Source organism: Paenibacillus sp. LRG-1 (genome assembly GCF_057220305.1).
Genome location: NZ_CM170126.1, coordinates 2,809,196 through 2,830,943, shown reverse-complemented (window position 1 = coordinate 2,830,943; position 21,748 = coordinate 2,809,196). Strand labels below are relative to the sequence as shown.

Here is a 21,748-nt window from a genome sequence, read left to right as displayed (position 1 = left end):
GCAAAAGGAGGACTATTTATGCTTGCACTGGTATACAAATCAGCTTGGGATGTCGCACTTGAGGAAAGACCTGTCCCGGAGATTAAAAAAGATAACGATGTACTCGTCCGGATCCGGGCGACAGGCGTATGCGGTACGGATTTAGGCATCATCAGTGGCAAATATCATGCCGTGTCGTCCACTATCCTGGGCCACGAATCAGCGGGGGAAGTAATCGCTGTAGGATCAGCCGTCAGTTCAATGCAGCCCGGGGACCGGGTCGTGATTGATCCAACGTACTACTGTGGTCAATGTGATATGTGCCGGACAGGAAGACAGAATCATTGCACACATAAATCCGTAACCGAGACCGGAGTCAGCGCCGACGGGACGTTCACCGATTATTATGTGACGGAGGATCGTTTTCTGTACAAGCTGAAGGATCATATCAGCTACGAAGAAGCAACACTGACCGAACCGCTGAGCTGTATGCTGACCGGAATCAACCAGATTCACCTGCTGCCGAACTTCACAACCATCATTCTTGGTGCAGGCCCAATTGGAATTCTGTACAGTTATGCTCTTGCTTCCAAAGGTGTCACAGGCTGCCTCGTTGACATCTCGGAGGAACGGCTCGCCATAGCGGATTCCGTTGCCCCTGATCGGTGGTCCGTGCACGCCACACTGGAATCAGCCATTCATGAGCTGGCACCGTTAAAAAATCAGGTAGACATGATTGTGGATACCACAGGCGTGGTCGGTACACAGGTACTGTCCCAGCTTACAAGCGGCGGATATCTGATGCTGGTGGGGCTGAGAGATGGGACAAGCACGTTCAATCCGAAAGAGGTAGTTGACCGTAGCCTTAAAATCATCGGCTCGATTGATTCCCTAGGAACGTTCTCCACGGCTCATTACCTGATTGAGCAGCAGATCGTTCCCGCCAAAAAAATCATTACCCACTCCTATCCGCTGGAAGATTACCGTGAGGCTTTTCTGACCCTCGGATGCAATATCAACGAGCGGACCCTTCAGCCTTCTTCACAGGCAATCAAGGTTGTGCTGCAATCGAACGGCTCCGGTAACTAATCCAGATACGAACAAGGAGGAGAATGGACATGACAACCATTCATCATGATGCGCAGCCAAATAATGAATGCTTGGGAGGCCCATCAGCGTCCGTTCCGGTCAAGGCAGTCATCTTCGACATGGACGGGGTCCTAGTAGACAGCGAACCGATTTATTTTGAGATCGAGCGTAATTCCTTTGCCCATTTCGGTGCGTCCATGACGGAAGAAGAGCACCATACCTATGTTGGAGTGACACTCGAATCTATGTGGCGTCAGGTACTGGACAGACATCAGCTCACCAATACGGTGGAAGAGGCCCTGTCCTATCACCGAAAAAACGTGATGCAGACGATGATTGCACACGAGGGCCTTTTGGCGATCGACGGACTGGAACGGTGGCTAGACTGGCTGCAAGAGAAGGGGATTCCGGTCGCGGTAGCCTCTTCCTCTCCACGGGCGCTAATTGATCTCATTATGGAAAAGACAGGACTTGGCCGTTACTTCGACATTCGAATCACCGGTGAAGAGGTATTGCAGGGTAAGCCAGCACCGGACATCTTCTTATACGCCGCCGAACAGCTAGGCATTGCACCGGCCCATTGCATCGTTATTGAAGATTCACAGAACGGGGTCCAGGCAGCCAAAAGTGCAGGAATGCACTGCATCGGCTTCCACAACCCCGGCTCCGGCCGGCAGGATCTGTCTAGAGCCGATCGCTGGATTCTCAGCTATGACGACCTGTGGGCGATCAGAGAGAATCTGCCGTTTGATGAGCAGTTGCTTGCTAAGAGCAAGAGCCGAAATGTACCGGAAGGCATACCCCCTTTATAATCATATGGAATCGTCCAATCTTTACTATGATTGAGGGTATTAAATAATGCCCCTTGGAATATACACTGGAGAATGCATTTATCCTTCCCTGTGTGTACTCTAAGGGGCGTGCTTTACATCGAAGTGGTCTAGTTGAAACGAGTAATTTTCCCGGTTCAACACACAATCGTCGTAAAAACTGTCTTTTTGACATTTAACTGATCTCCTGACGGTTTTAAATCCTCTATTCGTATGCAGCAAAACTTATATAGAAAAATGGGGTGCTGTTAACACCCCAAACTGGATTCATCGATATATATCCTGCTTCATCTGAACAGTAATTTTGCCGTATATTCAGCTCTTTCTGTCTTCTTCGGTAATTAGAGAACTGTAAGCCGGAATTGTAACTGTTCCTTTCTTCACCTTTACATTCTTTGAGGTGGAGAAGACCACTTTCCATTTACCCTTATCGAAATCTTTCATCTGCAGGGTAACCGGCTCTCCAGACAGGTTATGATATACATATAGTGTTTCTTTGCCTGAAGTACGTTTAAATGCGGTCACGCTGGCAGAACCTGCTTGTATAGGTTGCAGACTGTCGCTGCGTAAAGCTTCATGTTCTTCCCTCAGACGGATGAGTGTGCGATAGCTTTCCAGCAGGGAATCATCGTCCCTCAGCTGCGCTTCCACTGATACCTCGCCTGTGTTGTATTTGGGTTTCTCCCACGTCGTTTGACCAGGGCCATCTCCCTTGTACCAGCGCATAGGCTCACGAAGATACTCATCAGGCTTCTCTCCCTTCATACCGATTTCTTCCCCATAATAGAGGAACGGCTGACCCGGAAGCGTCAAAAGAATGGAAGCAGCCAGCTTGGCTTTTCGCACATCTCCGCCCACTTCGCTCATGACACGGGTCTGGTCATGGTTGCTCAGGAACGGAGCATCGAGTGCCGCCTTATTATACGATTTGTACAGTTGCAGCGTTTTCTCGGCGAATGCCGCGATACCCTGATCTCGGCCGTTTTTCACGGAGTTCAAAATCGTTCCACCCAGGTCAAAATTAAACAGGGAATGGAGCGGTCCGTAATAAGGAGCTATGGTCTCCGGTTTGTCCCATACCTCTCCTGCCAGATATACATTTGGATTTACCTTCTCCATCTCGGAACGGAATTCATTCCACCATGCGATGTTCTTATCCGCACCATCCTTCGTCTGTCCTCTAAAAATATGCATCGCCGCGTCAAGCCGGAACCCGTCTGCACCCTGCTGCAGCCAATACTTGCCGACTTTGATCATTTCTTTGCGGACTTCGGGATTGTCAAAGTTCAGATCCGGCATGCCCGACCAGAATGTACTGTAGAAATACCCTTCGCCATTCGGGTTCTTATGCCATACCTGCTGACCCCACGAGCCCTTTTCTTCCAGATCTGTGTTCTCATGCGCCCATACGTAATAGTCGTGGTATTTGCTTTGTGGGTTGGCACTGGCCTCCTTAAACCATGGGTGCTCGCTGCTCGAATGATTGATAACAAGGTCCATGATCACCTTGACGCCCTTTCGGTCCGCTTCTTTCATCAAGGTGCGGAAATCATTTAGACTCCCATACTGCGGGTCCACCTGATAGTAATCAGTTACATCATATTTATGGTAGCTTGGAGATGGATTAAGGGGCATAAGCCAGAGGCCGCTGACCTGCAAATCCTTACCCGAATGGGGTTTGCCATCGTTTAAGTAATCAAGTTTTTGTGTGATTCCTTTCAAATCACCGTGTCCGTCTCCATTCGAATCATAAAAAGAATTGATATAAATTTCATAAAATACGCCGCTTCCAGTAGAAACCGGAGGCTTATGTCCGTTCATTTCCTGCTCTGCCATTGCACCTGAAGCGAACATCGTGAGCATAGGCACCGTTAACATGGCGGTGGACAATCTTCTTAAGCGTTTGTTACGTGTCAAAACAAATCAGCTCCTTTGATTGTTATGGGTGCGTTTTCATTATAAATAGAAACAATCCAAAAAAAGGGGATATTTATTATCTATTATGGTGGAAAATATCGATCTTATTGCTTTATCTCTGTATCGAACGAAAGAGGAGCAGACTCTATGTCTACTCCTCTTTCGGAAATTATTCTTTTTCTTAGATTTAGTACTTTCGATTTGCTGAATAAAAGATTGTCTGCTGTCGTCCAAATCAGTTCAGGAAATATATCTTAATTTAATGCGTTTTGAAGCTCTGTGCAGCGAAGACTTTACTGAATTTTCACTCTTGTTTAAGATTCTAGCCGTTTCTTTTATGGAGTATCCTCGGACTAAACGCAATTCAAGTACCGTCCTTTGCTCGGTATTACTTGCCATCAAAAGAATTCGATTGACCTCCTCCTGAATTTCAAAATCGAGGATATCCCAGTGATAATAAAGCAGTTCCTTGCGTAAGTTGTATTCATCCATCTTTTTTCGTTTTCTGATTAAATCTATAGCTAAATTTTTGGCAATTCTCAAAAGGTAAAACCGAATACGATCTTGAGGCAAGTCAGGTGAAGCTCTTATAAACCGAATAAAGCACTCATGCAACAAATCTTCGGCATCCTGTTTGTTATGCAATATCCTTAATAGATAGCCAAAGAGATCTGATTTGCAAGATAAATATTGATCCTCCACATCTTTAATATCCATATTACTGCTTGTCCCTTCTGTTTTGATTGGAATCGGTAAGTCACTTTATAGTCTTAAATTCATATCCCTGCTTTTTTAAATATGTTATGATTTCAGGCAAGGCTTTGGCAGTTTCTTCTTTCCCATAAGTGTCATGCATGAGTACAACTGCTTTTTCTCTAGTCCCCATGTTCCTTATGAATTCGCGAATTAATTGTTCAGCATTCTTAGGTGCACCTTCTGCATCTTTAGGTAACACATTCCAGTCAATCTGATGGTAATCCTTATCATGTAGAGCTTTGTCCAGCACTTCCATACCATTGGGATCATTTCTCTGCCATGTCATATGGCCACCTGGAAAACGAATTACTCTTGTGGAGAAATTCTGCCCCAATATTTGCTTTAAAACTTGATTTGTTTTTTCAATATCCTTCATAAAAATGCTCGAATTCACAGTTTGATTAGGATATAAATAACTGTAGTCATGTGAGTAGGTATGATTTCCGATAGCATGTCCTTCTTTAACTACTCTTTTTGTTATTTTTTTAGCCACTTCATTTTCTTCTACTGCCTTTCCTACCACAAAAAACGTTGCTTTCACATTTTCTTCTTTAAGAACATCCAATATCTTAGGCGTTACGGTGACCGATGGGCCATCATCAAAAGATAAATAGACTACTTTTTTACCGTCTATCCCCTCAGGCCGATGTCCTTGCATTTGCTGATTCAAGTATTTTTCAACAAATGCTGCATCTTCAACACCCGAAACATTTTTTAGAGGTGATTCGCTCCCTTTGGATTCGTTATTTAATACCGGCTGTTGTTTACTACTAAAGATATCAAAGAGTTTTAAAATAATTAGAACAATACAAATGATAATAATAAACAGTAGTCTTCTTCTATTTCTCTTCATCCGATGAGCTCTGGTTCTATTATGCGTATAGCTTTTTTCCATTAGTATATGTTCCTCCAAAAATCTAGAAGCTGTTTACGTTTCATTTTGCGACCATGTGCCAATTGAAATTATTCGTATCTCAATGCATCTATAGGCTTTAAACTTGCTGCTTTATAAGCCGGGTATACTCCAAATAGGATGCCTGTGCCCGCAGAGCTAAGAAACGAATATATAATAGGCGAGATCGTAAATTCAATGGTCATATGTGTCGTTGCTTCGATTATTTTGGACGCTCCTATGCCTGTTACAACCCCGATTGTACCTCCTAACAGACCAAAGATGACCGCTTCAGATAGAAATTGAATCATAATATCTCTCGGCTTGGCACCAATGGCTTTCCGAATACCGATTTCTCTTGTACGCTCTATAACCGAAACCATCATAATATTCATAATTCCGATTCCCCCTACCACGAGCGATATCGCGGCTACACCACCCAGTAAGCTGGTCATGATATTATCTACACCGGAAGCTGCACCTGCTGCCTCTGACTGACTCATAATTTGAAATTGATCCGGTTCCGAGGGTTTTAGCTGATGCGTCACACGCAAGCTTTCCAATATGTCTAGACGAGCCTGATCCATCAAAGCTGGTGACTTGGCAGACACGTCCAATCCCGTAATGTTTTTCTCACCCAGACGGTTCATCATGGTTGTAGCAGGGATGTAAATTTGTTCATTAGTACTATAGCTTAAGTTCGTAACTGGCTGAGTATTCAATACTCCGATCACCTTGAAAGGAATCTGTTTAATTTGAAACGTTCGTCCCAATACATTTTGGGTATCTCCACCAAAAAGACGTTGAACCGCTTGGCTTTCAAGAATGGCGACATTCATGCGTTTATCCATCTCATCGTTGGTAAATGTTCTGCCCTCAGCAAAGGAAAACTTTTTGACCTTATAGAATGAAGTGGAAGTCCCTACAATAGTAGCGTTATAGTTATATCGCCCCCACGCAGCTTTTGAATTGCTCGATATATTTGGCATCAATGCATCTATAGAATTCTTTTGTTCCAACGCCTCGACATCAGCCCAAGTAAACGAGGGCGTGTTGTCCAAATCTATTTCACCATCGACCATTGTCATAGCTGGAGCAACCATCAATACGTTATTCCCTAATTTATTAATTTCTGCTTTTATGCGGGCTGTAGAGCCGTTTCCGATCGCCATAATGGCAATAACCGCTGCCACCCCGATAATAATACCGAGAATCGTTAAAAAGGAGCGCAGCTTATTGGTCGTTAAACTATTAATTGATACACGGATCGTTTCCATCAAATTCATAGGCTCGCCATCCTTGATGAAATTCTTCTATTGGTAATGCTTTCATCACGCTCAATATCTCCATCCCGAAAGCTGATCAACCGCTTGGCATATTCAGCGATTTCCAGCTCATGAGTAACCAAGACGATGGTTTTCCCCTGCTCATTCAAACCCTGAAATAGCTCCATAATCTCGACGCTCGTCTTCGTATCCAGTGCCCCCGTTGGCTCATCCGCCAGCAGAATAACAGGATTATTCACCAACGCACGCGCAATAGAGACACGTTGCTGCTGACCGCCAGAAAGCTCGTTAGGTTTGTTGTACATCCGTTCTGCAAGGCCTACACTTCGAAGCGCCTCCACGGCTCGTTCCCGGCGTTCCTTGGCAGGTATACCTGCATACATCATAGGTAGCTCTACATTTGCTAATGCTGTAGTTCGGGAAAGTAGATAGAATTTTTGAAACACAAAACCCAGTTTCTGATTTCGAATCTCGGAAAGCTCGTTCTCACGAGCATCCAATATGGAATACCCATCCAGATAATACTTCCCGGTATCAGGATGATCGAGGCAACCAATGACATTCATCATGGTGGACTTACCCGAACCAGAGGGACCCATTATGGCAACAAACTCACCTTCGCTAATAGATAAATTCACACCACGTAGAGCCTGAATCTCCTGTCCGCCTACCTCATATATTTTTTTTAATGCTTTAATTTCAATAACGTTTTTATTTAATTGGACTTCGTTCATTGTGCCTGACCCCCATCAGGGTCCTGGCCCTCTTGACTGCCATTCGAACCAGCACCGTCCTGAGGCGGAATAATAATGGTCTCGCCTTCCTTAACACCGGACTTGATTTCGGCCTGATCCGCTGTATAAACACCCAGCTTCACAGGTCTGAATTCATAATCTGCAGGGTTTGCTGGGTTCTTCGCTACATATACTCCGTCCACTCCACCTTCGGATCTCAATGCAAACAATGGAACGGACAGCGCGTCTTTACGTTCAGCCAAGAGGAGTGATACATCCATGTTCATCCCCGGTTGCAGCCTTATTTTTTGGCTATCCAAAGACAATTCAATTTTGTATGTAGTCACATTCGATTCCGTCACCGGCTCTGGAGAAACGAAGCGTACTTCGCCTTTAAATTGTTTGTCCGGGAATGAATTCGAGTGCATTGTAGCCTGAAGTCCGGTCTTCAATTTAGCAATATCACTTTCGTTAACCTTGGCAAGAACCTTCATAACGCCTGTATTGGAGTTATTCATTACAATAAAAGGTGCAGTAGGACTAGTACCCACATCGCCGTTGACCTTCAAAATGATCCCGTCCCACGGTGCCGTAACCTGTAATTTGCTCAGGACACTTTTCTTCTGCTCTAATGCCGTTTCAGCCTGCTGTAAAGAAGCCTGTGCAGATTGGATGTTGGAAGCTTCAGGCGGGGACTGTGCAGCCTTTAATTGTATTAAAGCTGTTTTAAAGCCCATTTCTGCCTCCTCAATTGCCTCAGTCTGTTTGGTCTGTGCCTTCTTGTACTGCAGCTCCGCATTGCTCATATCCAGTTTTGCCTTATCCAGATTTTGCTTGGCTGTCGCCAGGTCACTTTCTGCTGCCGCATCATTCTGAACCAGATAAGCCTGGTCATCATAATCCTTCTGGGCCTTATCCAAAGTCACCTTGACTGCCACCTTTTGTGCAGCGGCTTCCTCTAACTCCATATCGTTCTTGGCTGTTTTAATCGCCATTTGTGCCTTTAAGACATTGGTTTTCTGGAGCTCGATATCATTGGTTTTGGGTCCGCGCTTGGCTTCCTCCAGCTTGGCCCTTGCAATCGCGACATTGGATTCGGCATCCTTAATTTGCAGCCTGGCATCCGAATCATCTAATCGTGCTAGAACCTGACCTGCTTTGACACTATCTCCTGCTTTGATATTGACAGCGATGAGCTTGGCACCCTCGACATTTGTAAAATTAATATTTACTTCCTTGGAAGCCTGAACGGTCCCAGTCACTTTAAGCGAATCCGTCATGTTTGTTTTCTGTACCTGTACAATCTGGTTCGCAGGACTCTCCACGGGCTTTTCCTGCCCCTTTTTCATATAAACAAAACTTCCAATTCCCGCTATAATGATCAAGACAAGAATACCTATGATCCCTCTCAATCTTTTTTTCCTTCTTAACACTTGCAATGCATCTTTCTTTTCTGTTTCCGACAATGTTATATCCCCTTAAAATGTATTTTTTCTAAAACCTATACGCTCCACGGTTTGTTTAAAGCATGTTGCAGCAGCGTCATTTGAACAATTAGTTCATCCTTATTCCGTTCAATTTGCTTCACTTTTAACTGATTCGTGGCTACCTCCGTACCTGTAGCAAATCCTCGTTCCTTTTTTTTACGAGATATATCTAATACTTTATTGGCGTTCTGTAGATTACTTTGCATTTGTTCGTATTGTTCATAACTCTGCTGTAAGTTAAAGTACATATTCTTCAGTGTTTCTGCTAATTGATCCTTGGTATTTTCCAATCCGCCTTCCGCTGAGTCTACATCAATCTGTTTAATTTCATAATCGTCAGTTCCCGAGTTCCACGTGTAATATTTAATTTCCATTTTTGCTAGCTTGACTGCCTCCTCCTGTCTCCATACCGAAGGACTCGCCGAGATGGCACGCGTCACAAGCGTATCTAAATTCGTGTTATCCATCTTCCGGTAAACAGGTCGATCCACCAGTTCATACACCGTACCTTGAGGTTGGCCCATTTGCGTATTTAGTGAATCCATCGCTTTTTGCAGTGCAGCCTTTGCAATGTCTACATTCTTTTGAGCCTCTATACGAGTCTGAATAATCGTGCTTTGATCACCTGGAGAAATTTTTCCACGGTTGGCCTTCGCTTCAGCAGCTTTTTCTTCCAGTAGTGCGAGCGAAAGTGCATCCTCACTGCTCTTTACTTTGTTTTCAGCTAGAAGTACGTCATAATAATTCTTCATTGCAGAGTAATCCGCCTGATCTTGGGCAAGTTCGATTTGCTTTTTGGATTCCAAATAAGAAACCGTCGATGAGGCATACCCTTTCCAGGCTGAACTACTAGCCGCGTCCTCTTCACCGTTGCCCGCACCTGCTGGGATGAAATCCAGATTCTTACCTGCATTTTTTAGGTTAATCCGGTTACGATCTATCGCTTGCTGAGCCTCCTTCAAGCTAAAGCTATTAGATCGTGCCCATTGCTGTGCTTGACTCAGTGTTATTTTCACACTTGCATTGGAAACCTGCTGCCGCTCTGCATGAACAAAGGACTCTGAAAATGAACTGGCCGATAAGGCCAACAACAATAAAATGAACATACGTTTTTTCATAGAACCCCCCTCTTTCTAAGTTTCATTAAGTCTAATAAATACGTTGTTATATGAATTTTTATTCTTCCTCTTCATTACAATTTCTTTGCACAACTCTCCATCAAGGATGTCATGAATTGAGAACTGCATCTTCTATCATCCGTGCAGATTCCAGAAGGGAGGTATAATCCTGCCCTCCTGCTATTCTTTCACACACGGCTTATCGCTCTTTACAGCATCTTTAAATCCAATTGACGAAGGTACAGGAAACGTACAATAAGAAAGGAAAAGAATTGGATTGCCCAAAAGCAAAGCATAATCTGAATAAGCGTAAGATGAAAGGGTGCTACATTTATTCCAGATGGTTCTGACATAAATAAACAAAGCACTACTCCTACGGATGATACGACTAATGGCAGAAGAAATAGGAAAGCAATTTGTCTGGATGCAGCTCGTCTCATTTCCCTTGAGTTTAATCCGATTTTCGATAAAGCTCGGTATATTTCCTCATCCCGTTGAAGATCTACATACAATCTGAAATACAACAGACTTACAGTGCTTGCCAACATAATAATGGCGATAAATCCGCCAATAAATTCACTAATATTCAGATCCATCTCCGATGTCAAATAATCCACTGCTCTAGAGTTAAGTACCCCTTTGTTCACCTTGTTGGCCAACACGGAATACAACCATATCTCCTGTTGAGTTTCAGAAGTTTCTAATGAAAGTTGACCATTCTTCCATTTTGGCACAAAATAATAAACAGATTTGTATGCTAATGGAACATTGAAGTACCGTTGTTCAACTAAATGGTCGTAAGTTCGATCTGAAACAACAAGTAACCTTCCTAGTTCAGAGATGATGTTTTCAACAAACTTTATGCTGTGGTCTATCTTCTGAGTATCCATAATCTGAATATTCATAATCAGAGATTTTCCTTGATTGTAAGTTAGCTTTTTTTCAAAAAAGGTTTTCTGTTCTTCTAAAGACATTCCATTAGAATCAAAAATGAAAAAGCCTTGATGATCCCGAAGTGCGGCTGTCTGTTTTAGTTCCTTAAACCTGGAAATAAGAGCTTCATAGTTGGATTGTTTCATCACAGGTGCGAACTGTTCACGAAAGGGAAAGATCAGTATTTCACTTTTCGAATAATCTACCCCAGCCGTATAAAGATTTTGGTCAATCTCTTTTTCAAGCTCTCTAGAACTTACTACATCAGAAGAAAGTGCAAATGAATAAGATTGCTCCCTTAGAAATCTTTTTTGCTGCTGCATGGAGTCAAAAGTTGACGCTGCTCCTACACAGGAAATGATAGAAATTAAGGTAATCAATGAAAACAGCCCGGCATTATTCCTAATTTTGTATGTGATCTCAGATAACCATAACAAACGTGTTCCGCTCCAAGACCATTTCCTGTTAGCTCTAAGCAGTTGAATGAATAGTACACATAATTGAGTATAAAATAAGTAAGTACCAATAAACCCCATTACAATTGTGTATTTAAATGTGTCTCCAACCGAATAGTGCAATATATAAAAAGAAAGAGTCCCTAAACGATACGGTGCCAGATAAATGTATGGTGGAAAATCAAGCTTCATTAAATATACAGCCGCTCCTATTAACACTATCGCAAGAAAGGAAAGACTCCATGAAGCTTTTAATTCCTTTTTGAGCTGTGGAACCTTGTTAAAAAGCTGCTGTAATTTAAAATGGCGTATGAAGAAAACAGACACAAGTGAGATCAATATAAACAAAAACATAAAGCCAATTCCTGTGAAAGCCAGTGCTTTCCAAGGAAAATAAAACGTTAAATACATTCCTATGACATTGGAGCCCAAAAGCAGAAAGAATTTCGCTGAAATAAATCCTCCGATAATCCCGGTAACCAAGGATAAAAAACCTATAATTAGATTTTCATATGCGACCAAAAAATATATTTGTCTGTGATGTGTCCCTAAAATGGTCAATATACCCAATTCTTTCTTACGTGCAGCTACAAAGATATGGTTTGTGTATAATACGAAAAAAAAGGAAAATACAAAAATCAACAGATCAGCAACTTGTAATCCTTTTTTTACATTAGCTGCTGTGATTGCATTTGAGACATCCGGGTGAAAAATAAATATCGCATATACGAAAAAAATCGAAATCATCAATGAGCTGCTTAAATAATAAGGTACATAAGCACGTACATTGCGTTTGAGATTATTCCATGCTAACAGACGAAAGCTCATGTGCATGTCTACTTCCCCCCAAAAAGGAGAGCATATCTATGATTTCCTGAAAAAATATTTGCTGACTATGACTACGGTGGATTTCATTATATAACTCACCATCTTTTATAAAAATTACCCGATCACAATAACTGGCTTCCATTGCACCGTGTGTTACCAGCACGATTGTGGAATAATCTACACGGTGGATAAGTCCCAGCATTTCCATCACAACACGTGAAGACTTGGAATCGAGATTTCCAGTGGGTTCATCTGCGAGCAGGAGTGAAGGAGAGTGAATAATAGCCCTACCAATGGCTGCCCGTTGCTTTTGTCCCCCTGACACCTCATAAGGCCGTTTATCCAAAACATCAAAAATATCCAGTTTCTTCGCTACCTCTTCCAGTTTAAGCTCCATTTCCTTTAATCCTTTTTTATTCAGCATCAGAGGAAACAGTATGTTCTCTCCCAAAGTGAGGGTTTCCAGCAAATTAAAGTCCTGAAATACAAGTCCCAGCTCTTTGCGACGAAATAAAGCCAGCTTATCCTTCTTGAGCTGATTTAGATTTTCACCTTTAATGCAAACCTCGCCAGAAGTCGGCATATCAATGGTCGAAATCATGTTTAATAATGTGGTCTTCCCACTACCAGACGGCCCCATAATACCAACAAACTCACCTTGTTTGATCGTTAAATGGATGTTGTTAAGGGCTCGGTAGGGAACCTTGCCATAATATATTTTGGTGACTTGATCCATTCGTACAATCTCCATAATTCATTCCTTTCCTTGTTCTATGTTATGATCATAATCCATCCAGACAAGTGAAGCGATCGATTAACATTACAAAAACCTTAAATGTGTTGTAAGGTTTCTCATTTGTGAATTGAAAACAGGATTTGAACCGTTGTCCCTTCACCAACTGTCGATTTCAGTTGAATATCATGATTCAGTCTTTTGCAGATTTCAGACACCAAATAGAGTCCCATCCCGGTTGATTCACGATACTTCCGCCCATTTTCACCTGTATAATAAGCCTCAAATACCCGTTCTACATCTTTTTTAGGGATACCAATCCCCTCATCCTGTACTTCCAACACAATGACATGCTCTCTTACGTCAGACATTAGTTTCAGACTGTGGGCATGACCTGAAGAGTATTTCACCGCATTGGTCACCAATTGGTTAATTATGAATCTTAGCCACTTGGCATCGGTAATCACACTCAACTGCTCGTCCACTTCATTGGAAGGATAAATTTCGTTGCGAATCAATAATCTTTTGTTATCATAAATCACATCACTAACCAGTTTTCGTAATACAACAGGCTCGACATGAAAGTCAGGTTCAAAGGATTCCAATCGTGACATATACAAAATCATGTCCAGTCCTTTTCCCATTCGATCAATCTCATCGTGTATCTGATCCGATTCGGGATCTATTTTTCCTTTGAGGATTAAATGAATAACAGAAAGAGGAGTTTTCATCTGGTGAACCCACTGATTGATAAACGTAATATGATCGCGCTGCTGATGCTCTAACTGATGAATTCGGGACTGATACAATCGATAATATTGTAAAAGCAAATGTTGCAAAGAAGAGGCTAACGGATTAAGTACCTTCATCTGAATAAGCTCATCTAAATCTCTAATGTTTGCAGTGGATAATATGCGATATAAACCAGAGTACATGACATACCGGAAGAGCAAATAAACCAGCAATATGGAGGCCCCAAAAAAGACGGAATACAGGGCCGTCGACCAGTTGCGGTAACCATCCATCCAATAGATACTTAACACAAGAAAAAGTTGGATGATATTAAAAATCACCAGCGAAAAATGGTCACGCCAAAAAAGCTTCACCGTTCTTCCTCCTCACTCAAGTGAAGCCGATAGCCAGCCCCTCTAACCGTCTCTATGATATCCCCTAGTCCCAGCTCACTCAGCTTTTTGCGGACCCGAGTGACATAAACATTCAGTGTGTTTTCGCCCACATATTGGTGATCATCCCATAAAGCCTCTAAGAGATGAACTCTACCCACAACCTGCTTAGGATACGTCATCAATAGCTCTAGCAGTGCTGCTTCCTTCTGGCTAATTTCTACCTGCTTGTCATGGAATACAAGTTCCATAATATCGGGATATAGCGTCAAATCTGCCACTTTTAAGGAACGTGATTTTGGGGCAACAGCATAAGAGCCATAGGCACGTCGCAGATTGCTTTCTACTTTGGCTAACAGTACTTCGGGATAAAATGGTTTCGTAATGTAATCATCTGCTCCGTTTTGCAAAGCAATGACCTGATCCATTTTATCATCGCGTGCAGAAACAAAAAGGATGGGGCATGTAGACTGAGTCCGTATTTGCCTGCACCAATAAAATCCATCAAAGCGAGGTAGATTCACATCAAGTAGTACCAAATCAGGCTTTACCTCTTGAAAGATAGCCAGAACTTGATCAAAATTTGAAACGTTAATCCCTTGATAACCATATTTCTCAAGATAAGATTGGAGCAAGGAACTGATTTGAGGATCATCCTCTACTATTAATATCTTTTGCATCGTGTTTTCTACCTTCTTAGTGCTTGAATTTTTAACAACTGATTTCTCTATATAATGCCTTTATTCGATCGTTCAAGCAATAACAACAATCTAACCCCCTTGGTTGTAGATTTAGGAGGTTTTCATGGTGGTGTATATTGAATCCCGAATAATATGCATGGTGCCGAGCACCAGAGTGATTAACAATATAATTATAATAACAATAACGGTGACTGTTATAATGGTTCTTTTAGGAATTTTTAATGTTTCATTGAAACTTTGCTTTGGATCTTTCAAAATCTGCTCACTTCTTTCCTTGCCTAGCTGTTTACCAGCATAACAGCTTCTACATAATGAACAACAGTTGAAACTTACAAAAACCTTTATTTTGTTGTAAGGTTTCTGATTAGCCACAAACCATCGTCAGATTAAACTAGCGTATGTACATAACAAAAATGCCCGGCTAGAGAATCTTTTTTCTGATTCTCAAGCCCGGGCATTTTATCCTCTCTATCCTTTTACAGCGGAACCCACCGTCATTGCCCGCTCCACTTGTTCACTCAAGAACAGATAGACTAGTACCATCGGTAGGGAAGCGATAGTCATAACAGCTCCCATGGCCCCCCAATCCGTGCTGTAGGAGCCCTGGAAGAAAAGCAAGCCTAGCGGCAAGGTCTTCATATTCTCATCAGAAATCAGAATATAGGCCAAAGTGAACTCATTCCAGTTGTTCAAGAACTGAAAAATGGCTACAGTTGCAATTGCAGGCATTGCAAGCGGCATAATGATTTTCAGGAACAGTCTATAAATATTAGCTCCATCCATACATGCCGCCTCTTCAATCTCCTTAGGAATTCCTGCCAGGAACCCATAGAAAATCATTGACGAGAAAGGAAGGCCAATTGCGATATAGGGAAGAATAAGAGCTCCATACGTATTCGTAAGATGAAAATCGCGAACCAGAATCGCCAGCGGTATCATAATAACCTGTAGCGGCATAAACATTCCTATGATCATATAAGTTCGGACAGCAGAACGAAACCTCCATCTCATGCGAGCCACTGCAAAGGCAAACATCAGTGCCAATAAAAGGATGAACAGAGTCGAAATCGTTGATACGACCAGACTGTTTAGAAAGTAACGAGGAATATTAAATTGCGTCCAAGCATTGATGTAATTTTCGTAACGAAAATGCGTTGGTAGTCCGAATGGGTTGGTAACAAAGATCTCATCATTGTTCTTCAACGAGTAGGAAACCATCCAGAACAACGGATAAATCGAAACAATCACATACAACCACAGCGGTATCTGCAGGACAGCTTGTCTGAACTTGCTCACAGCGGTTTTACTCATTTCGTTCTCCTTTTCAATACGCACCTCATCAGGCGGTTTGTCCGCGATCGAACAGCTTATTGATAACTAAAGTTGCCAGCAGCGAGATCAGTACAAGCAGCACAGATACAGCACACGCATAGCCATAGTTGCTCTCCATAAAAGCATAGCGGTAAATCATGAATGTCATTGTATAATTTGTAGTACCAGGTCCCCCGTTAGTCATAATCAGCATCTGCACAAAGGCGCCTATCCCAGAGGTAATCGCGATAATAAAGCAGAATTTGTACGTTTCCCTCATCAGAGGAAGTGTAACATGCAGATGCGCTCTCCATTTGCTGCAACCGTCAATCGTGGCGGCTTCAAAATAGTCCTCAGGTACTGACTTAACCCCTGCATATAGCAGCGCGAATTGATACCCCATAAACTGCCAGGCATTAACGAAGGCGATGGCAATAATTGATGCTGTCGGGGAGCTCAGCCAATTTTGCTGATACGGGATATTCAAAAGATCGAACAGCCGGTTGATCAGTCCGTTGGTCGGGTCGTAAATGGCGATCCACAGCTGGCACACCACAGTTACCGACAGAACAACCGGAATAAAATAAGCCGTTTTCAGTATTTTCCGCCCGCGTGTACGCGGGTCTGCACAAATCAGCGCCAATAGCGTTCCCAGTCCAATCTGAAAGACCACCAGTACAATTGCAAATATCAATCCGTTCTTAAGCGAAGTGGAAAGTAAAGGATCGGAAAAGAGCTCCCGGTAATTACTCAATCCCGAAAAGATCGGCGTACTAAGGCCATCCCATTCATAAAAGCTACGAAGAACGGTCTGCAGAACAGGATAAATCAGGATCACACTGTACAGGATCAAAGCAGGGAGCAGAAACAGTGCCAGCGCCGGTTTGTTCCCCAAATATTTATTCATGTGTTGCTTCCACCCCTTATTTTCGGGACGGCTCCCCCCCAGCGACTTATGTCGCCAGAGGTTGCTTGTCCCTGGATTATCAGTTTTCTTTCTCCTCAGTTTTCTTTCTCCAATGTACTGTTCAGATTGTTCACAAAACCCTCTACCAAAAAGTTGTCCACCATCAGATTCTGGGTATTGTCATTGATTGTGTTCTGAATTTTGGTATTGCTCAGAAGCTGAGCATATTCCTTGGCGTTTGGCAGCAACTCTTTGGCGACTCGCTGCATCATTGCTGGAACATTGGAGGCGATTTGCTTATCCACTTTCGGCGAAACGATAGGACTTCCGAGTTGGGTATATTTGTACTCGGCTGACTTTGTCGCAAGGAATGCTGCTACCTTTACGGCAGTTTCCTTGTTCTCGCTACTCGACGATACTGCGTAACCCTGTGGCGAGCCTGCACCGTCGATAAAATATTTGGACTTCTCGTAGGTTGCTTCATCCTTTGCTGGCCAGTACATCCAGTCGACCTGGTCGCCCAGCTTTTCCTGTGAACTGTAAATTTCCCATTGTCCGTTCACAAACATGGCAGCCTTTCCCTGATAGAACAGGGACGATGCCTGATCATAATTGGTGTTCGTGGCATTTGCGTCGAACAATCCGGCTTGCTGCAATTGCTTCATCTGCTGTGCTGCCGTTACAAACGCTTCTGGCAATGCTTTTACACCTTTCTGATCAAGTGCTCCGAATCCTTGCGGCTGCTCTCTTGTAACCAGCCCATTATAAAAAGCAGTCGTAATCCACTTTTCCTTGGCAAAGATCGACATGGGCACATAACCTGCAGCTTTCAACTTTTTAGCTGCTTCGCCCATCTGATCAATCGTCTTAATCGGCGTTTCGATCCCCGCCTTCTCAAAAATCGACTTGTTGTAATAGATAAGCTGGAATTCAATGCCTGTATCCGGATAAGCATACATATGATTATCTGGAGCTACTAAACGAGATTCAACACCCGGATTAAGATTCTCCTTGAATTTAGCCGTTGTCTCATAGTTGTCCAGCACCTCGACATTTTTCGATTTTGCTAAAGTTTGCAGAGTTGGCCAATCCGTGAAATAAATGTCCGGCATGTTTCCTGTCGCTGCATAAGTCTTCAGCTTCTGATATCCGTCCTGAACGGCAGGATCCAGTTCAATCTCAACGTTTGGCATGTCCTTTTTGAGTTCTTCCACCGCATAATCGAACGGCTTGGTGGTATCGGCGTCAAAATGCTGCGCATATACCTTCAATTTGATCGTTGTGTCTCCCGTCCCGCCCTGGGAGGAAGCTGATTTATCTCCACCACAAGCGACCAATCCAATAGACATGGTGAGCACTAGCAAAGCTGCACCCCAACTTCTGTAAGTTCTTTTCATTTGTTTAATCCCCCTTATGCAGTGTGTTTTATGTTTGCGCTTTCATTTGCATGACTACAGTATACTCCCGCTTCTTTTCTTGATTAAGGAATAAAACGGGCATAATCAGTAAAAAACGGGACAAATAGAGCAGCGGTTCTCCGTATAGGAAAACCGCCAGGCTTAAATCGATGTTGTTCTGCCTCGCAGGTCAAGAGCTACCTTTTTTGGAGTTGCTCATATTCAGTCGGTGTCATGCCAAAGCGTTTCTTGAAGCATTTGCTGAAATAATTGGGGTCACTGTATCCAACACTTTCAGCGATTTCCGCCAACTTCCGATTTCTGTTCAGTAAGAGCTCCTTAGCCTTCTTCATCCGAATGTGTGTAATATGATCCACTATGGAGAAGCCGGACTCCTTACGGAAGACGCGCCGCAGATAGCTGGCATCGACGAAAACCCCGCACGAAACCTGCTCAGCAGACAACTCTGTGTCTGCATAATGCTCCTCGATATAGGTGATCGCCGCAGCAAAAAGATTGGAAGCCTTCGTAGAGTGCATATTCTCCATCAATTGGATCAGCCTGCGGTACAAAGCGAGCATCCATCCTTCAGCAGCCTCCCAGGAATCTAACTCCCGGAGCCGGTCGTAAGGAGACTTGTTCAAACCTTCATCCCATAGCCGATCATAAGGAATGCCGCGTTCACTTGCAAAGGAAAGTGCTAGAGATACGATTCCCATAAGCATCGCGTCCGCGTATTCATCCCCCCACTTATATATACTAAGCTGCTGGATTGCCTTACGGACTTCCTCTAACGTTTCACTGTCTTTCAATCGAAGGTCTAGCACGACTGCATCACGCAGATGGCCCAAATCAGGCATACTTGCTCTGCCGTGCAACGCTTCGCTACCATGACCCCACTCGGTACTTTCGCTCTCCTGCAGAAACACCGGTAGTTTCGGCTTAATACGTTCCAACATCGAGAGCATTTCTTCTGCATTGAACGGCTTCAACAAATAATCCTGCACTCCGGTTCGAACCGCCTTCTGTAGGTATTCAAATTCGTTATGTCCAGATATGAATACAATAACGATGCGTTCGAACTTGACTTTCAACCTCTCGGCTAATTCAATTCCATCAATGAAGGGCATATTGATATCTACGAGGGCGAGATGCGGCTGATGCCGCTCGGCTTCTTGAAGTGCTTCCTGTCCGTTCCTTGCTTCGCAGCAAACCCGAAAGCCATGACTTTCCCAATCTATCTTTATACGCAGAAAGTCTCGGAACAGCGGCTCATCATCGACAATCATCACTTTATACATCTTGGTGTTCACTCCCCTTTGGCAGCATCGGCAACGACAGGTCAACAGTTGTTCCCTCCGCGAGAATACTTTGAACGGATATCCCATACTCCTCGCCAAAATACAGACTCAGTCGTTGCTGAACACTGTAGGTACCGATTGATCGTATTCCTTCTTTCGGTAAATGTCTGGACATAATAGTCTGAACTTGGAATTCATCCATCCCCACACCGTTGTCCTCCACCCGAACGATCACCATATCGCCCTGTTTAAAGGCAAAAATACGGATAAAACCTTTTGTTCCTTTCTTCTTAAGACCATGGTAAATCGAATTCTCGACAAGCGGCTGAAGCGAGAGCTTCGGGATAGGTGTACCTGCAAGCTCGGGAGGGATATCCACTTCATAGCGAAACACATCGGGATAACGGATTTGCAAAATCGTCAGGTAATCATCAGTAATCTGAGCTTCCTTTTCTAAAGTAATTAATTCCCGTCCCTTGTTCAGCACCATTCGATAAAAATCTGCCAGCGCTTTTGTAGTATCTCTAGCCTCATCATTACGATCTAACTCATTGAGTGCATAAATGGTATCCAAAGTGTTGTACAGAAAATGCGGTTTAATTTGGGCGCTTATCAGTGCGAGCTCATATTCACGCTTACGGTTCTGTTCCTGCCTTACCTCATCCAGCAGCTCCCGAACTCGTCTTACCATAAAGTTAAACGCTTCAGCAATCGTACCGATCTCATCCTCTGTGCGGACTGTCGTAACCGCTTGCAAGTCACCAGTTACTACTTTTCGCATGGCCCTAGTCAGTTGTTCGAGTGGGCTAACGACCATTTTGGATAGAAAGCTAGCGCCCAGCCAGGAAAAAACAAGGCACAATACGCCGATTAAGAGCGACAATCTAACATTTTGCCGGACATCAGCCGTAAGCAGGCTAAGAGATACGATATTGACCAACTTCCACTCCATCCGGTTATAATCAGTGACCGTTACCAGGTTACCCTCATCCTCGAATGAGCACGTTCCTTGGGATGCATTAGGCGCACAACGTTGGATGGCCTCACCTAGCTGTGGATTCACCGGATTCATCAGCATCTCATTGTCTTCTGCCACCGCCACGCGCATTCCGTTATCTAAAAAATAATAAGATTTGGGCGCATCCGGATCGCTGGAACGGAAGTAATCGGACAAACCTTCTTCCTTCACTAACAAAAAAAGGGTTCCATAGGGTTCGCCCGTGTCTATATTAATGACCGTCTTCCCCAACGTCAAAACCGGAGAGTTCGGATCTGGTGTTAGGAAATCCCTCTTCTCCATATCAAACCAGAGTGCCTGTCCATAACTTTCGGATTCCCTTACCCGCTTAAGCATGCTATAGATCTTGCGATCATCCCCGCTTTCGGTATAAGAGGCGAAAATTGTTCCTTCATTATCAATGAATACAGCGGCATCCACCTCACGAAAGATTGACAAATCAATGGATAGGCGGCTCTGCATCAAGTTTCCAAACTGAATAGACTCCATCGCAGTACCAGGTTTGGCACCGTATGAATCATACATCCGGTTAATATTCGTCACCATAATATTGGCCGCTGTTTCCACACTGCTGAATATGTAATCGGTCCGAGACAAGATAAGCTGAGACTCATCGACCACGTTGCTGGTGGTTCGGTCTATCAAAGAACGGCTGAAAAGCTGGTTGGACAACAGTCCAAGAGTAAGCAGAGAAACAATAATTAGCGGAAGAAATACCGTTATAACCTTGCTTTTAAAGCGAAGTCGACCAAACCACTTACGAGCTAGTGACAGAATATTCAACTAGGACCCCTCCGTCATCAAGAGAATATTCATCATGTTAACACAAACAATCTCTACAGTAGTAGATCAAAAATAATGTTAAAAAAATTCAATCGTCCATCTTGAAAGTGCTTTAAAGATGTGTTAGGATAAAGTCGATTTTTAGTAAAATTATTAACTAAAAAGGTGT

Annotated in this window: 18 protein-coding genes; 2 read left to right on the top strand and 16 right to left on the bottom strand. The window is 43.3% G+C overall.

What is annotated here, in order from left to right:
• Window positions 1–18: 18 nt before the first annotated feature.
• A complete protein-coding gene (locus ACUUJN_RS12580; RefSeq protein ID WP_071558755.1) occupies window positions 19–1,068 on the top strand; it encodes a zinc-dependent alcohol dehydrogenase in 1,050 nt (349 codons plus the stop codon).
• A 29-nt stretch (window positions 1,069–1,097) separates the two neighbouring features.
• Complete coding sequence (locus ACUUJN_RS12575; RefSeq protein WP_209942184.1) at window positions 1,098–1,880, top strand: HAD family hydrolase; 783 nt, start codon at window positions 1,098–1,100, stop codon at window positions 1,878–1,880.
• Between the two features lie 333 nt (window positions 1,881–2,213).
• Here the strand turns inward: ACUUJN_RS12575 and ACUUJN_RS12570 are convergent, their stop codons facing one another.
• From ACUUJN_RS12570 to ACUUJN_RS12495, 16 genes are all read right to left on the bottom strand, one after another.
• Window positions 2,214–3,815, bottom strand: a complete 1,602-nt coding sequence (locus ACUUJN_RS12570) for an alpha-amylase family glycosyl hydrolase (protein WP_484669686.1) — start codon at window positions 3,813–3,815, stop codon at window positions 2,214–2,216.
• Between the two features lie 240 nt (window positions 3,816–4,055).
• Window positions 4,056–4,532, bottom strand: a complete 477-nt coding sequence (locus tag ACUUJN_RS12565; RefSeq protein WP_023988580.1) for an RNA polymerase sigma factor — start codon at window positions 4,530–4,532, stop codon at window positions 4,056–4,058.
• Between the two features lie 40 nt (window positions 4,533–4,572).
• Entirely contained in the window at window positions 4,573–5,466 is an 894-nt protein-coding gene (locus tag ACUUJN_RS12560; RefSeq protein WP_028541306.1) for a polysaccharide deacetylase family protein, read from the bottom strand.
• 68 nt (window positions 5,467–5,534) lie between these two features.
• Window positions 5,535–6,749 (bottom strand): ABC transporter permease, encoded by a 1,215-nt coding sequence (locus ACUUJN_RS12555; RefSeq protein ID WP_028541307.1) that lies wholly within the window; start codon window positions 6,747–6,749, stop codon window positions 5,535–5,537.
• Window positions 6,746–7,483, bottom strand: coding sequence for an ABC transporter ATP-binding protein (locus ACUUJN_RS12550; RefSeq protein WP_025723380.1), 738 nt, complete (start codon window positions 7,481–7,483; stop codon window positions 6,746–6,748). The genes ACUUJN_RS12555 and ACUUJN_RS12550 overlap by 4 nt, the downstream gene beginning before the upstream one ends.
• A complete protein-coding gene (locus ACUUJN_RS12545; protein WP_484669685.1) occupies window positions 7,480–8,949 on the bottom strand; it encodes an efflux RND transporter periplasmic adaptor subunit in 1,470 nt (489 codons plus the stop codon). Before ACUUJN_RS12545 ends, ACUUJN_RS12550 begins: the two co-directional genes overlap by 4 nt.
• A gap of 35 nt (window positions 8,950–8,984) precedes the next feature.
• Window positions 8,985–10,088 (bottom strand): TolC family protein, encoded by a 1,104-nt coding sequence (locus tag ACUUJN_RS12540; protein ID WP_028541309.1) that lies wholly within the window; start codon window positions 10,086–10,088, stop codon window positions 8,985–8,987.
• Window positions 10,089–10,297: 209 nt separating this feature from the next.
• Window positions 10,298–12,310 carry an ABC transporter permease gene (locus ACUUJN_RS12535; protein WP_484669684.1) on the bottom strand — a complete coding sequence of 671 codons (2,013 nt, stop codon included), beginning with the start codon at window positions 12,308–12,310 and terminating at the stop codon, window positions 10,298–10,300.
• The gene (locus tag ACUUJN_RS12530) at window positions 12,276–13,055 is read right to left on the bottom strand and encodes an ABC transporter ATP-binding protein (RefSeq protein WP_023988573.1); all 780 of its coding nucleotides are present in this window, start codon (window positions 13,053–13,055) and stop codon (window positions 12,276–12,278) included. Before ACUUJN_RS12530 ends, ACUUJN_RS12535 begins: the two co-directional genes overlap by 35 nt.
• Before the next feature lie 101 nt (window positions 13,056–13,156).
• The gene (locus ACUUJN_RS12525) at window positions 13,157–14,143 is read right to left on the bottom strand and encodes a sensor histidine kinase (protein ID WP_023988572.1); all 987 of its coding nucleotides are present in this window, start codon (window positions 14,141–14,143) and stop codon (window positions 13,157–13,159) included.
• Window positions 14,140–14,841 carry a response regulator transcription factor gene (locus tag ACUUJN_RS12520; RefSeq protein ID WP_023988571.1) on the bottom strand — a complete coding sequence of 234 codons (702 nt, stop codon included), beginning with the start codon at window positions 14,839–14,841 and terminating at the stop codon, window positions 14,140–14,142. The genes ACUUJN_RS12525 and ACUUJN_RS12520 overlap by 4 nt, the downstream gene beginning before the upstream one ends.
• 489 nt (window positions 14,842–15,330) lie before the next feature.
• The gene (locus tag ACUUJN_RS12515; protein ID WP_025723644.1) at window positions 15,331–16,173 is read right to left on the bottom strand and encodes a carbohydrate ABC transporter permease; all 843 of its coding nucleotides are present in this window, start codon (window positions 16,171–16,173) and stop codon (window positions 15,331–15,333) included.
• 28 nt (window positions 16,174–16,201) lie between these two features.
• Window positions 16,202–17,080 carry a carbohydrate ABC transporter permease gene (locus ACUUJN_RS12510; RefSeq protein WP_053325421.1) on the bottom strand — a complete coding sequence of 293 codons (879 nt, stop codon included), beginning with the start codon at window positions 17,078–17,080 and terminating at the stop codon, window positions 16,202–16,204.
• 95 nt (window positions 17,081–17,175) lie between these two features.
• Window positions 17,176–18,477, bottom strand: coding sequence for an ABC transporter substrate-binding protein (locus tag ACUUJN_RS12505; RefSeq protein WP_341062256.1), 1,302 nt, complete (start codon window positions 18,475–18,477; stop codon window positions 17,176–17,178).
• A gap of 197 nt (window positions 18,478–18,674) precedes the next feature.
• Window positions 18,675–19,778 carry a response regulator transcription factor gene (locus ACUUJN_RS12500; protein ID WP_076160480.1) on the bottom strand — a complete coding sequence of 368 codons (1,104 nt, stop codon included), beginning with the start codon at window positions 19,776–19,778 and terminating at the stop codon, window positions 18,675–18,677.
• Window positions 19,771–21,579 (bottom strand): cache domain-containing sensor histidine kinase, encoded by a 1,809-nt coding sequence (locus ACUUJN_RS12495; RefSeq protein WP_484669683.1) that lies wholly within the window; start codon window positions 21,577–21,579, stop codon window positions 19,771–19,773. The genes ACUUJN_RS12500 and ACUUJN_RS12495 overlap by 8 nt, the downstream gene beginning before the upstream one ends.
• Between the last annotated feature and the right edge of the window lie 169 nt (window positions 21,580–21,748).